The sequence below is a fragment of the Erwinia sp. Eh17-17 genome (assembly GCF_039675725.1).
Classification (GTDB): Bacteria; Pseudomonadota; Gammaproteobacteria; order Enterobacterales; family Enterobacteriaceae; genus Erwinia.
In genome coordinates, this window is the sequence record NZ_JBDFQT010000014.1 from 52,835 (window position 1) to 68,010 (window position 15,176).

Genomic DNA, 15,176 nt, shown 5'->3' on the forward strand with positions numbered 1-15,176 from the left:
GCGGACCCTCTTGCGGTCCGCCCGTGACGCTTACCCGCGCAGCGTATCGATGTCGATAACAAAGCGGTATTTCACGTCGCTTTTCAGCATACGTTCATAGGCTTCGTTGATCTCATTGATGTTAATCATCTCAATGTCGGAGACGATATTGTGCTTGCCGCAGAAATCCAGCATCTCCTGCGTCTCTTTAATGCCGCCAATCAGCGAACCGGCAATGCTGCGGCGTTTAAAGATCAGGTTGAACACCTGCGGTGACGGATGGTCATGTTCAGGAGCACCGACCAGCGTCATGGTGCCATCGCGGCGCAGCAGCGTGATAAACGGGTTCAGATCGTGCTGAGCGGCAACGGTATTAAGAATGAAGTCGAAGCTGTTGGCATGTTGTGCCATCTGTTCAGCATCTTTCGAGATCACCACTTCATCAGCGCCCAGACGTTTACCATCTTCAATTTTTGACGGCGAAGTGGTGAACAGCACCACGTGCGCGCCCATCGCATGGGCAATCTTCACGCCCATATGGCCGAGGCCACCCAGGCCAACGATACCGACTTTATGACCAGGACCGACACCCCAGTGGTGCAGCGGGGAGAACGTGGTGATGCCCGCACACAGCAGCGGAGCGGCACCGGCCGGGTCCAGGTTTTCCGGTACGCGCAGCACGAAGTCCTCATGCACGACGACCTGCGTGGCGTAACCGCCAAAGGTGATGTCGCCGCTGATGCGATCCTGACCGTTATAGGTGCCAACAAAGCCTTCTTCGCAGTACTGCTCCAGGTCTTCCTTACAGCTGTCACAGGTGCGACAGGAATCAACCATGCAGCCCACACCGACCAGATCGCCGACCTTGTATTTATGGCCGTGTGCGCCCACCGCAGTGACGCGACCGACGATTTCGTGGCCCGGCACTACCGGGAAAACGGTGTTGCGCCATTCATTGCGCGCCTGGTGCAGGTCCGAGTGGCAAACGCCGCAGTACAGCACTTCGATCTGCACATCATGTTCACGCAGTTCGCGTGGCTGGTACTCAAACGGAGCCAGCTTCGATTTCGCGTCCTGGGCTGCATAAGCATGCGTAATATTCATTGGTCTCTCCAGTTATTGATGATGTGGCGCAGTGGCCGTGAGGGCGGGAGCCGGCGGTAGGGACGAGCGTCGCCTTCTCCACAAATTAGTGAAGGTTAAGCATAGTCAGGGAATGGGGATCGGGGTATATCCAAAACTCGCTAAGTCTTGCCTGATCCTGCAAGATTTTGTTGGGATTGTAAGAAAATTGCAGCAAATAGCGGGGAAAAATATGTTTGGCTGTAGGGGCGAGGCATGCCTCGCCCGTTTGTCATTACCCCTGCAACAGCGGTTTCAGGAAGCGCGCGGTATGCGAACGCTCGCACTCCGCCACGGTTTCCGGCGTGCCGGACACCAGGATCTCGCCGCCGCCGCTGCCGCCTTCCGGCCCCAGGTCAACAATCCAGTCTGCGGTTTTGATCACATCAAGATTGTGCTCAATCACCACGATGGTGTTGCCCTGGTCGCGCAGCTGATGCAGTACCTGCAGCAGCTGTTCGATATCGGCAAAGTGCAGGCCAGTGGTCGGTTCATCCAGGATATACAGCGTCTGACCGGTGCCGCGTTTTGACAGCTCACGCGCCAGCTTGACGCGCTGCGCTTCACCGCCGGACAGCGTGGTGGCCGACTGGCCAAGGCGGATATACGACAGGCCAACGTCCATCAGCGTTTGCAGCTTACGCGCCAGCGCCGGGACGGCATCGAAGAACTCACGCGCTTCCTCGATGGTCATCTCCAGCACTTCGTGAATGCTTTTGCCTTTGTACTTCACTTCCAGCGTTTCACGGTTATAGCGCTTGCCCTTACACTGGTCGCACGGCACGTAGATATCCGGCAGGAAGTGCATCTCGACTTTGATCACGCCATCGCCCTGACAGGCCTCGCAGCGGCCGCCGCGCACGTTAAAGCTGAAGCGCCCCGGCGTGTAGCCACGGGTGCGTGATTCCGGCACCCCGGCAAACAGCTCACGTACCGGTGTGAAGATCCCGGTGTAGGTCGCCGGGTTGGAACGCGGCGTGCGGCCGATTGGGCTTTGATCGATGTCGATGACCTTGTCGAAGTGCTCCATGCCCGTGACGTTGCGGTACGGCGCGGCTTCAGCGATGGTGGCACCGTTTAACTGGCGCTGGGCAATCGGGAACAGGGTGTCATTAATCAGCGTGGATTTACCAGAGCCTGACACCCCGGTAACACAGGTGAACAGCCCGACGGGCAGGGTCAGGGTGACATCCTTCAGGTTGTTACCGCTGGCCCCGGTCAGCTTCAGCACTTTCGCCGGGTCGCCTTTCACGCGCTGCTCAGGAATGGCGATGCCGCGTTTGCCGCTGAGGTACTGCCCGGTCAGCGACTCGGTGACCGCCATAATGTCGTCAACGGTCCCTTCCGCCACCACCCGTCCGCCGTGGACGCCTGCGCCGGGACCGATATCGATCACGTGGTCGGCAGCGCGAATCGCGTCTTCATCGTGCTCGACGACAATCACGGTATTACCGAGGTTGCGCAGATGCACCAGCGTTTCCAGCAGGCGTTCGTTATCGCGCTGGTGCAGGCCGATTGACGGCTCATCCAGCACGTACATCACGCCGACCAGGCCAGCACCGATCTGGCTGGCCAGACGGATACGCTGCGCTTCACCGCCGGAGAGGGTTTCCGCCGAGCGCGACATCGACAGGTAGTTCAGGCCGACGTTGACCAGGAACTTGAGGCGGTCGCCAATCTCTTTCAGCACTTTTTCCGCGATTTGCGCGCGCTGGCCGCTGAGCTTCATGTTCTGGAAGAACTCCATCGCATGGCCGATGCTCATATCCGAGATGGTCGGCAGCGTGGTGTTCTCAACAAAGACGTGGCGCGCCTCACGACGCAGACGCGTACCGCTACAGCTGGTGCAGGAACGGTTGCTGATATATTTCGCCAGCTCTTCGCGCACCGCCGAGGATTCGGTCTCTTTGTAGCGACGTTCCATATTGTGCAGCACGCCTTCAAACGGATGGCGGCGCACCGAGGTATCGCCCCGGTCGTTAACGTACTTAAATTCGATATTCTCTTTACCTGAACCGTACAGGATCACCTTGCGGCTCTCTTCCGGCAGGGAGGAGAACGGTGCTTCGATATCAAATTTCAGATGCTCCGCCAGCGAGCGCAGCATCTGGAAATAGTAGAAGTTGCGGCGATCCCAGCCGCGGATCGCGCCACCGGCCAGCGACAGCTCCGGGTTCTGCACCACGCGGTCCGGGTCAAAATACTGCTGTACGCCCAGCCCGTCACAGGTCGGGCAGGCGCCGGCCGGATTGTTAAAGGAGAACAGGCGAGGTTCCAGCTCGTTCATGCTGTAGCCGCAGATCGGGCAGGCAAAGTTGGCGGAGAACAGCAGCTCTTCCGCGGCCGGGTCGTCCATATCAGCCACTACGGCAGTGCCGCCGGACAGCTCCAGCGTGGTCTCAAAGGACTCTGCCAGGCGCTGCGCGAGGTCTTCACGCACCTTGAAACGGTCAACCACCACTTCAATGGTGTGTTTCTTTTGCAGCTCAAGTTTTGGCGGATCGGACAGGTCGCAGACTTCGCCGTCGATGCGCGCGCGGATATAGCCCTGGCTGGACAGGTTCTCCAGCGTTTTGGTGTGCTCGCCTTTACGGTCTTTCACGATCGGGGCCAGCAGCATCAGGCGGCGGCCTTCCGGCTGTGCCAGCACGTTATCCACCATCTGACTGACGGTTTGCGCCGCCAGCGTGACGTCATGATCCGGGCAGCGCGGTTCCCCCACGCGGGCAAACAGCAGGCGCAGGTAGTCGTGAATTTCGGTGATGGTGCCGACGGTGGAACGCGGGTTGTGCGAGGTGGATTTCTGCTCGATCGAAATCGCCGGTGACAGCCCTTCGATATGGTCAACGTCCGGTTTTTCCATCAGCGACAGGAACTGACGCGCATAGGCGGAAAGCGACTCAACGTAGCGGCGCTGACCCTCGGCGTACAGCGTATCAAACGCCAGCGAGGACTTGCCGGAACCTGACAGGCCCGTAACGACGATCAGCTTATCGCGCGGAATGGTCAGGTTAATGTTTTTCAAATTGTGGGTGCGTGCACCCCGTACTTCGATCTTATCCATTCACAATTCCCGGATTAGCACAAACCTCACCATGCCTGTCCGGCACGGCCAGAAAGAAACGCATTATTATGGCACAAAAAAACCTGAATGGATAACCAGTGTTTTGCGTAGAGTGCCCTGCGCAGCGATGTAACAGTGCAACGATATAAGGCGTTTTTTGAGGCAGCGCCTAAATGTAGGATCTCAGGGTAGCCCATGATAGAATTTTGCGCCTAGACTTAAGAAAGAACATTAACCGGAGAGAGCAACATGGCCAGCAGAGGCGTAAACAAAGTAATTTTAGTCGGAAATCTGGGTCAGGACCCGGAAGTTCGCTACATGCCGAATGGCGGTGCCGTTGCCAACATTACTCTGGCGACCTCCGAAAGCTGGCGTGACAAGCAGACCGGTGAAACCAAAGAGAAAACGGAATGGCACCGCGTTGTGCTGTTCGGCAAGCTGGCCGAAGTGGCGGGCGAATACCTGCGTAAAGGCTCTCAGGTTTACATCGAAGGCGCACTGCAGACCCGTAAATGGACTGACCAGGCTGGTGTTGAGAAGTACACCACCGAAGTAGTCGTGAACGTTGGCGGCACCATGCAGATGCTGGGTGGCCGTGGTCAGGGCGGTGGCGCACCGGCAGGCGGCGGCCAGAGCAGCGGCGGCAACAACAACGGCTGGGGCCAGCCTCAGCAGCCGCAGGGCGGCGGCAGCAACCAGTTTAGCGGCGGCGCACAGCAGTCCCGTCCACAGCAGGCGCCTCAGCAGAACAACGCGCCTGCCAACAATGAACCGCCAATGGACTTTGACGACGATATTCCTTTCTGATTGGGAACATTCGCCAACGAGTCAAAAAAAGCCCCGCACTGCGGGGTTTTTTTATCGCCGCAATATCGGAAGAAAGCGGCAGAATAAATTAATTGAGTAATTTTCTTTTCTTAACTCAAATTATTCTGTCTCGTTGTTCCTGCTTTTTTCATCGTCCTCGCTCAACCCCCTCTTTTCCTGTTTCCATACCGGCGACATCGCCCGCTGACGCGGGATCGGTTGCACCTCTGGATTGTCACTCAATGTGTGGTTTTTTGCGATATTTCAGCCTGTTGTTGTGCGGTAAGTATAAGTATTTCTGCTGTATATTAAATTGATTTCATAGCGTAAATATAAGCGTGAGTATTTATTTAAATGGTGATTAAACCGCGAGGGAATAATTAAAAACCGCCGATTACCGGCTTGCATTTCATTTATTTGAATGGATAATGTGCTGAAATTACATTCCGTAACATGTTCACTAAATGGATTTACATTAACATGACTTTATATTCACGTTTATTCTCTGGCTGGAGAGTGGCGTCGGTACTTATGGGAGCGGCACTGGTTTATACCTCCCAGGGGATGGCCGCCGGGCACGACAATAGCGCCCAAAATGGAGCGGCACTCGATGCCCAGGAGCAACTGCGTCAGCAGGACCGCGAGCGCGTGCTCCAGCAGCAAAACACCCCGGACAGTGACGTGCGCCTGGCGCGGCCTGAGGCGGTTTTGCCTGACTATCCTGTGAATGAAAAACCCTGTTTCACCCTGCATACCCTGCGTCTGGACGGCGAGCTTGCCGCGCGCTTTCAGTGGGCACTGGAGGCGGCCAGAGGGGCACAGGGGCGTTGCCTGGGCGCGCAGGGGATCGTGCTGGCCCTGAATAAAGTTCAGAATGCCATCCTGGCGGCGGGCTATGTCACCACGCGGGTTATGGCCCAGGAACAGGACCTGACCACCGGGGTACTGACGCTGACCGTTCAGCCGGGGCGCATCGATCGCATTCGCTTTGAAGAGCCGGTGTCCTGGCGGGCGCGGATGTGGAACGCCGTACCCGCTTCCTCTGGCGATGTGCTCAATCTGCGGGATATTGAGCAGGGGTTAGAGAACTTTCGTCGCGTACCGAGCGCTACGGCAGACATCAGCATCCTGCCCGGCGAGCAGGACGCGACCAGCGACCTGCTGGTGAGCTGGAAAGAGGGACGCCCGGTGCGCCTCAGCCTGGGGCTGGATGACAGTGGTTCCAAAAGCACCGGCCGCTACCTTGGCTCTGCCACGCTGGCCGTGGATGCGCCTTTCGCCCAGAACGATCTGTTTTATGCCAACATCGGTAAAGACCTGTTCGAGCACGGCCCGTTTGGCAACCGTTCTCACACCCTGAATTACTCCGTGCCGTTCGGCTACTGGGCGCTCGCCGCCAACTATAACAACTACACCTATCACCAGAATATCGCCAACGCCAATGAGGTGTTGAGCTACAGCGGTAAGAGCGACAACGTGCAGCTGACATTATCCCGCCTGCTGTTCCGCAATCAACAGCATAAAACCACGCTGAATATGCGCGTCTGGCGCAGACACTCCACGAATGCCGTCGATGGTATTGATATTGAACAGCAGCATCGCCGGACGGCAGGCTGGGAGCTGGGGCTCAATCAGCGCAGCTATCCTGGTAACGCCACGCTGGATGCGAATATCAACTGGCGGCGCGGCACCGGCGCTTTCGGTGCCCTGCGCGCGCCCGAAGAGCGCACTCACAGCGGCAGCGCGCGCACCGGGATTGCATTGGGTGATATCAGTCTGAACCAGCCGTTCACCCTGGGTGAGCAACCGTGGCGCTACGCGACCAGCCTGCGCGGGCAGTGGAGCGCTAACCCACTGACGCCTCAGGAACGTATGGCGATTGCCGGGCGTTACACGGTGCGCGGTTTTGACGGCGAGCAGATCCTCTCGGGTGAAAAAGGGATGATCTGGCGCAATGAGCTGGCGTGGAATGTGCTGTCGCGCGGTCATGAACTCTACGTTGCGCTGGACTATGGCCGCGTTGATGGCCCCGGCACCCGCTATCTGGCGGGGCACCAGCTGGTGGGCAGCGCGATTGGCGTGCGCGGGGCACTGTGGCGCCGCTTCAGCTATGACCTGTTTACCGGCGTTCCGCTGTATAAACCCGAACAATTCCACACCTCAGGTGCGACGGCAGGTTTCAGCGTCAACCTGGAAATTTAATGCTGCCTGTCGCCCTGACGGCATCTGCGCTTTAACACTGACGGACTGTATTTTTCAAGGAAGACACTGATGAACAAACACTGTTATCGCCTTATCTTCAGCCGCACCCACGGGGAGCTTCGTGTGGTCTCTGAACTGGCCCGCAGCTGCAGCAGTGAGCCGGGACAAACTAATGGCAGCGGGGCACCGCGCCTGTGGGTCACGGTGCGCCGGGCAGTATGGATGCTCGGACTGTCGCTGTTTGCCGTTCCGGCGCTGGCCGGAGGGATCGTAGCCGATGGACAGGCAGCGGGTCAGAGCCCGCAGGTGATTGCCACCCAGAACGGTCTTCCGCAGGTGAATATCACTGCACCCAACCAGGCGGGGGTATCACATAACCAGTACAGCCAGTTCGACGTTGATAACAGGGGGGCTGTCCTCAACAACTCGGCGGTGATGACCCAGACACAGCTGGCAGGCATGATCCAGGGCAACCCCAACCTCAACCCAGATTCGGCACCGGCACGCGTTATTCTCAACGAAGTTAACAGCAATAATCCCAGCGAGCTGCGCGGTTTTCTTGAGGTAGCCGGAGGACGGGCGCAGGTGATTGTCGCCAACCCTGCAGGCATCGTCTGTAACGGCTGCGGCACGATTAATGCCGGACGGATGACGATCACCACCGGTAAACCGCAGTTAAATGCAGATGGCAGCCTGGCCGGATATCAGGTTGAACGCGGCACCGTACGTATTGAAGGCGGCGGACTGAATGGCGACGCCCGGCATGACACTGAGTACGTTGATGTGCTGGCGCGTGCGGTTGAGGTGAATGCGGGCGTCTGGGCCAGGCAGGGGCTTAACGTCGTGGCCGGGCGCAACCGCGTCAGCGCAGATGGCAAAACGGTGACGGCACTGGCTACCGACGGTAAAACGCCTGAGCTGGCGATTGATATGGGGCAAATGGGCGGCATGTACAGCGGCCATATCCGGATGATCGGCACGGAAGCGGGCGTCGGGGTTCGCAATCAGGGCGGCCACATTCAGGCAGATAAAACGCTGACCGTCAGCAGTGAAGGGAAGCTCACCTGGCAGTCCGGCCGCCAGGATGCGGTGACGCAGGCGGGCGGGGATATCCGGCTGACGGCCAGAGACACCATCGAACATCACGGCAAACTGCACAGCGGCGGCACTCTTGCCGTTGAAAGTCGCGAAGGTGAGCTGAAGCAATCCGGCACGCTGGCGGCAGCGGGCAACGTCAGGTTGCAAGCGAAACGCGATATAACCAGCAGTGGCAACCTGCTGGCGGGCAGCGATATTAACAGTAAGTTAACGCAGGAAGCTGACCTGACCCTCACCAGCCAGGGCGATATTCGCGCCAGCGGCAGCCTGTTGAGCAGAAAAGATGTGACGCTCAGCGGCCAGCGCGTTGATTTGAGCCAGAGCAAGCTGGCCGCACACCGTGCCAGCATTCACGCGCAGACGGGCGGCGTCGCCTTGCAGCAGACCAGAGTCGACGGCAGCGAGCTGGCGGTGAGCACCACCGGGGCGGTTGAGGCCCGGCAGGCGCAGATCGGCGTGGGGCGCTGGGATATCGACGCCGCCAGCCTGTCCAGCCAGGGGGGCGTCTGGTCCCAGACTGGCGAGGGTGAAAGCCGTTTTGCCCTGTCCGGTCTGCTGGATAATACCGACGGCAGCATCGAGGTCCACGACCTCAGCCTGAGCGCCGGCGCGCTGACCAATCAGCACGGTCGGCTGGTGGCGCTGGGCAGCACGGCGCAGCGCTGGCAGGTCACTGGCCTGCTGGACAACCACAGCGGCGCACTGGGCAGCAACGGCGGCCTGACGCTGACGGCCGGCAGGCTGGATAATCAGAAAGGCACGCTACAGAGTCAGTCCGCGCTGAACATCACCGCTAAAAAAGAGATTAACAACGCCGGGGGCAAACTGCTGGCGGGTGGCGCAATGGCCGTGGGCGCAGCAGGCGCTATTGATAACCAGAGCGGGACGCTGACGGCGAACGGGGCCACGCAGATACGCGCCGACAGCCTGCTCAACGGGCAGGGAACCCTTCAGTCGCTGGATAGCCTGGATATGCAGTTCACCAGGGCGCTGGATAACAGCGGCGGACGTATCTTCAGCAGGCTGACGCAGACCCTCAGCGCGGGCGATATTTTCAATACCCAGGGATGGATGGGCACCCAGGGCAGCTGGTCGGCTGACGGCGGCCAGTTTGTTAACCGTGGCGGCAGTGTGCAAAGTCAGCAGGGGGCGACGCTAACCGCCGCCACGCTGGATAACCAGAAAGGAACGCTGATCTCCGGCGCTGACTGGATGATGAAGGTCAGCCAGAACATCGACAACAGCGCCGGTAAAATCAGCGCGCTGGGGCAACTCTCCCTGCGGGGGGCGACAGCAGAGGCCGCCAGCGGCGACCTGAATAATGCCGGAGGGCAGCTGCTGGCAGGTAAGGCGCTGACCGCAGCGGTGAAGAGCATTGATAACCGCCAGAGTGGTGTGATCTCCAGCGCAGAGCGGTTGCAGCTGGACGTGAAAAACGCGCTGGATAACCGCCAGGGACGTCTGGAAAGCGGTGACAGTATGCAGGTTGCCGCCCATACCCTGCAGAATACGGGGGGAATGCTGGAGAGTCAGCAGCAGCTTGGCCTGAATGTCCTGACTCTGCTGAATAATACCGACGGCACGGTACGCAGCAACGGCGATCAGCAGATCGCCGCGAACCAGGTCACCAACAGCCGGGGCGTCTTCAGCAGCGGCGGTGGGCTGACGCTGAGTGCGCAGCAGCTCGACAACCCCGACGGCATGCTGATCGGCCAGAAGCGGGGGGATTATCATGTTGATACGCTGAATAACCAGAAGGGCAAAATACACAGCGGTGGCGCGTTAACCCTTGAGGCCGGTGTCGCGAATAATCAGGGCGGGCAGCTGGTCGCCACCCAGGCGCTGGAGCTGTACGCGACGCAGTTGAATAATAACGATCGGGGACAAATCAGCAGCCAGAACGCCCTGACGGTAGAGGCCGACGGCCTGAACAACAGCAGCGGTGGCCTGCTGCTGGGCACCACGCAGACCGGGGTGAGCGCCCGTACCCTGGATAACCGCAGCGGTAATCTGCAAAGCGCAGGGACGATGACGCTGTCACTGCTGGAGACGCTGGATAACCGTCAGGGGCATATTCTGGCGAACAAATCGCTGACGGTTCAGAACGGCAACCCGCGTGCCCGCAGCGCCGTCACTCCGGCCCTGAATCTGATCAATCAGGGTGGCGTGGTACAGAGCGGTGATGCGCTGACCGTGCAGACCCGGACCCTCAATAACCAGGGCGGCACGCTGCTCAGCCAGGGGGCGCTGACCCTCTCCGTTCAGCAGGATTATACTCACCGGACGGGCGATACCCTCAGCAGCAACGGCATGATGACCCTCTCCGTTGCGGGCGTACTGACCAATCTGACTGACTGGCTACTGCCGGGCAGCCTGACGCTGAACAGCCAGCATTTCACCAACCAGGGATCGCTGGTGGGGAAAACGCTGCGGCTGACTACCGGAATGCTGATCAACCGTGGGCGGCTGGAAGCCGACAGCATGACGCTTAATGTCGATACGCTGGACAACCCTGCGACCGTGATCGGCGATGATATTACGGTCCGCGGAAGGCTGATCGACAACCACGGCAGCGCCGCCGTGATGGCGTCCACGCAGCGGCTGGATCTGCGGGCCCGCGAGCGCCTGACCAACCGGGATGGTGCCCTGCTCTACAGCAGCGGCAGCCTGTCTCTTGGCAGTGATGACCTGATAGAGAACCGCGCCAGTAAGATAGAGGCTGACGGTGATGTGGCGGTGGATGCCGGACGTCTGGATAACCTGCGCGAAGGGCTGGAAATCACCCGTAATGCAGAATCCAGCGATTATAACTGGCATCGCTATAACTACTACTGGCGCTCTTATGGTTCCAGTGTGGGCAGCGACAAAAACACCATGACGCCAACGACCCAGCAGCTGACTTTCAATGACAACGCGGCGGCCAGCACCAGCCGTTACGGAACCCTGCTGGCCATTGATGCCGGAGCCAAACGCGCTCAGGTTCGGGTAATGAATGATAAAGGGGTACTGACGGATCTGTGGGTCAATTATCTGGCCCTGAAGCCCGGTGCCGATGGCAGCTATGCCATGACATTCTATGAAACGCGCGGTTTCCGTCAGGAAACGGTGCCAACGCCCTATCAAAACACCGTCTGGCGCGAGCACGATATTGGCAGCCTGGAACAGTGGGATCCGACACGACATCTCGATATTGCCGATGCGCCGTATGTCAGCGACTACAACAACTTACGTGAGCGTACGGTTACAGGAACGGTGACCAGTGACCGGCTGGAGTCGGCGGGAACCGGCGCCCATATCCTGGCGGGCGGTAATATGGTGCTGCGCGTGGCCGGGCAGTTGCTCAACGATGCCAGCACCCTTAGCGCGAACGGGGATCTGAACATCGCGGGCGCGAAAAATATCGTCAATAAAGGGTATTCGGTCAACGAACGGCGTCAGGAGTATATTGTCGATCATTACGATCGTGATACTCACCACTGGCACCCCACCTTTAACCGTGACGACACCACGGCGCTGACCACCATTGACGCCATCATGACCGGCAATGGTCGTGTCACTATTCAGGGTACTGACATTGAGAACGTAACGGTCGGCCAGGCGCAAATCAGCAGCGTTGCTGGCGCACAGCAGGCCGCAGAGGCCGAACGCGCAGAGTGGCAGCGTAATCCGCTGGGCGTTAACGTCGACGGTACGCAGCCCCTCACGCCGGGTGAGCTGGCGCTGACCGATAAGCAGCACCTTGACCGGGTGGCAATGTCGATCCCAAATAACGGTCTGTTCCGCCAGAATACCGCCCCCGGCAGCCCCTTCCTGATTGTGACCGACGAGCGCTTTACCAGCCGCAGTCAATTTATCAGCAGTGATTATCTGCTGGATCGGGTGGGATACGATCCTGCCCTGGTGGTAAAACGCCTGGGCGACGGCTTCTACGAGCAGCGTCTGGTGCGTGAGCAGATACTGGCACTGACCGGGCGGCCATCGGTGAAGGGTGAAGATGCGATGGCGCAATACCAGAGCCTGATGAATAACGGCAGCAAAGTGGCGCAGGACTTTCACCTGGTGCCGGGCGTGGCAATGACCCCGGCGCAGATCGCCGCGCTGGAACAGGACGTCGTCTGGCTGGTGAGTGAGACAGTGGACAGCGCCGCCGGTCCGCAGACGGTCTGGGTGCCTAAAGTTTACCTGGCCAATACCACTCTGCGTTTGTCCGGGGATGGTGCGCTGATTGCCGGGGGAGACCTGCAACTCTCCGCCGGCAGCCTCAGCAATGCCGGTAATCTGGTGTCCGACCAGACGCTGAAGATTGACGCTGACCGCTTCCTGCACCAGGGGGGCGATATCCGCGCCGACAGTATCAACGTGCAGGCGGCCAGCCTGACGTTAAGCACCAATCTGCAGGATGCGCTGCGTCAGGCCTCAATGACCGCCAGTGATATCAGTCTGAGCGGCACCGATGTGAAACTGCGGGGCGCGAAGCTGGATGCCACGCAGAACCTCAGCCTCAGTGCACAAAACAGTCTGGATATCGGTGCGGCCCGCAGCAGCCACACCGCCAGTCTGGAGGTGATATCCGGGGCGATGGGCAACCGTACCAGCGCAGGCATGGAAGAAGCGGGCAAGCGCATGGCACAGGTCAGCGGCGAGTGGCAGCAGGCACAGGGCAGTACGCTGAATGCCGGAGGTCATCTTAACCTCAGCGCCGGGCAGGACATCACCCTGCAGGGCAGCCAGGCAAGAGCCGGTGGCAACACCCAGGTACAGGCGGGCGGGGACGTTAAACTCCAGGCGGAAACCACCACCAATACCACCCATCTGACGGCGAACAGCCGCACCTCTTCGGTCAGCAACAGCCGTCAGGAAGATCGTCTGCTGGTCAGCACTCTGGGCGGTGACCAGGGGGTGACGGTAGTGGCCGGTAAAAATCTGCTGGTGGAAGGGGCACAGGTTGACAGCCAGCAGGGGCGCGTGGGCGTGAGTGCGCAGGACGTGACGATTAAAGAGGCGCGTCAGGTCACCATCGATCGGGACAGTGAAAACAAGCGCGAAGGTAAAACCAAAAGCCATCGTGAGGTGGAAACGGTGCGCGACAGCGGCGCTGGCAGTACCTTCAGCGGTCAGAAGGGTGTGACGATTATTGCCCGCGAGAACGATATTACGGTGGCAGGGAGTACTCTGCACAGCGAAGAAGGAGCGATTGCGTTACAGGCAAAACAGGATGTGCTGATTAACAGCGCGACGGACCGCGAGTCGCAGTTCTCCGAGGAGCGCAGCCAGAAAAAAGGGTTCCTGAAAAAAAGCAGCAGCCACACGATAAAAGACGACCGCACGACCCGCGAACAGGGTACGTTGCTCAGCGGGGATAGCGTCAGCGTCAGCGCCGGTAAAGACCTGATGGTACAAGGCTCGTCCATCGCCGCTGACCATGATGTCAGCCTGCAGGCTGGTCATAACGTTGACATCGTGGCCGCTACCGAGACCGATACCCATTACAGTCTGGAAGAGAAGAAAAAGAGCGGGCTGATGGGCAGCGGCGGCATCGGCTTCACGATTGGCAAGCAGTCGAGCAAACATGAAATCGACGAAAAGGGCACCACGCAGAGCCAGAGCGTCAGCACCGTGGGCAGCAGCCAGGGGAATGTCAGCATTACCGCAGGTAATCGCGCCCATATCGGCGGTGCCGACCTGGTGGCGGGTAAAGACCTGTCCATCACCGGCGACAGCGTACAGATTGACCCCGGCTACGATCAGCGTACGCGTAAGGAAACCTTTGAGTCGAAGCAGAGCGGCTTCACCCTGGCCCTGTCCGGCACGGTCGGCAGCGCGCTGAATACGGCGGTGAGTACCGCACAGCAGGCCAGAAAAGAGGGCGACGGACGCCTGCAGACGTTGCAGGGCACCAAAGCGGTCCTGTCCGGTGCGCAGGCCGCTCAGGCCCTGAATCACGATAACGCCATAACAGATGCCGCTGATGCGAAAAATGCGGCGAATGGTCTGACGAAAAATGACAAAGGGGCAGAAAAAGGCGCGACCAATACCATTGGCGTTAACCTGTCTTACGGTAGTCAGTCGTCGAAAAGCGAGACGACCACCCAAAGCAGTCAGGCGCAGGGCAGCACCCTGAATGCCGGACAGAATCTGTCGATTACCGCCACCGGTAAAGACAAAGGCCCTGACAGCGGTGATATTACTATTGCGGGCAGCCAGTTGAAGGCAGGGAAAGACCTGACGCTGGATGCCAGCCGTGATATTCATCTGCAGTCGGCGCAGAACACCGAGAGCACCAACGGCAAAAACAGCAGCAAGGGCGGCAGCGTTGGCGTGGGGATTGGCGTGGGTTCCGGCGGCTGGGGCATCAGCGTCTCTGCCAGCGTTAACGCGGGTAAAGGGCATGAGAAAGGGCGCGGGCTGACGCATGATGAGACGACTCTGGATGCGGGCAGCGCGGTCAGCCTGACCAGTGGTCGCGACACCACCCTGAAAGGCGCGCAGGTTAGCGGCGAAACCATTAAGGCTGACGTCGGGCGTAACCTGTCGCTGGCCTCGGAGCAGGACAGCGACAGCTACGACGCGAAGCAGCAGAATACCAGCGCGGGCGGGAGCTTTACCTTTGGCTCCATGACCGGGTCGGTTAACGTGAACGCCAGCCGCGACAGGATGAACAGCGATTTTGACTCGGTGAAGGAGCAGACCGGGCTGTTTGCGGGCGGCGGGGGTTATGACATCAGGGTGGGTGATCACACCCAACTGGACGGGGCGGTGATATCCTCGACGGGCGCAGCGGATAAAAATCGCCTGGATACCGGCACGCTGGGCTGGTCAGACATTGATAATCAGGCGCACTATAAAACCGAACATCAGAGCGCGGGCTTTAACAGCGGCGGTCCGGTAGGGTCTAATCTGCTAA

The 15,176-nt window shown here is 59.4% G+C and carries 5 protein-coding genes; 3 read left to right on the forward strand and 2 right to left on the reverse strand.

Annotated features, from left to right (window positions below):
- Positions 1-30 precede the first annotated feature (30 nt).
- Both ABEH87_RS21040 and uvrA read right to left on the reverse strand, forming a co-directional pair.
- The gene (locus tag ABEH87_RS21040; RefSeq protein ID WP_346579288.1) at positions 31-1,083 is read right to left on the reverse strand and encodes an NAD(P)-dependent alcohol dehydrogenase; all 1,053 of its coding nucleotides are present in this window, start codon (positions 1,081-1,083) and stop codon (positions 31-33) included.
- A gap of 253 nt (positions 1,084-1,336) precedes the next feature.
- Positions 1,337-4,165: an excinuclease ABC subunit UvrA gene (gene uvrA / locus ABEH87_RS21045; RefSeq protein WP_346579289.1), complete on the reverse strand. Its 2,829-nt coding sequence runs from the start codon at positions 4,163-4,165 to the stop codon at positions 1,337-1,339.
- A gap of 249 nt (positions 4,166-4,414) precedes the next feature.
- Between uvrA and ABEH87_RS21050 the strand changes: the two genes are divergently transcribed.
- The 3 genes from ABEH87_RS21050 to ABEH87_RS21060 all read left to right on the forward strand — a co-directional run.
- Complete coding sequence (locus ABEH87_RS21050; RefSeq protein WP_346579290.1) at positions 4,415-4,972, forward strand: single-stranded DNA-binding protein; 558 nt, start codon at positions 4,415-4,417, stop codon at positions 4,970-4,972.
- Between the two features lie 564 nt (positions 4,973-5,536).
- Positions 5,537-7,174 (forward strand): ShlB/FhaC/HecB family hemolysin secretion/activation protein, encoded by a 1,638-nt coding sequence (locus ABEH87_RS21055; protein ID WP_346579295.1) that lies wholly within the window; start codon positions 5,537-5,539, stop codon positions 7,172-7,174.
- A 69-nt stretch (positions 7,175-7,243) separates the two neighbouring features.
- Positions 7,244-15,176 (forward strand): hemagglutinin repeat-containing protein (locus ABEH87_RS21060; protein ID WP_346579291.1); only part of this gene is annotated, 7,933 nt, incomplete at its 3' end.

Coding starts and splice junctions, on each gene's coding strand:
- ABEH87_RS21050 (WP_346579290.1), top strand. CDS start 4,415: ATGGCCAGCAGAGGCGTAAACAAAGTAATTTTAGTCGGAAATCTGGGT.
- ABEH87_RS21040 (WP_346579288.1), bottom strand. CDS start 1,083: ATGAATATTACGCATGCTTATGCAGCCCAGGACGCGAAATCGAAGCTG.
- ABEH87_RS21055 (WP_346579295.1), top strand. CDS start 5,537: ATGGCCGCCGGGCACGACAATAGCGCCCAAAATGGAGCGGCACTCGAT.
- uvrA (WP_346579289.1), bottom strand. CDS start 4,165: ATGGATAAGATCGAAGTACGGGGTGCACGCACCCACAATTTGAAAAAC.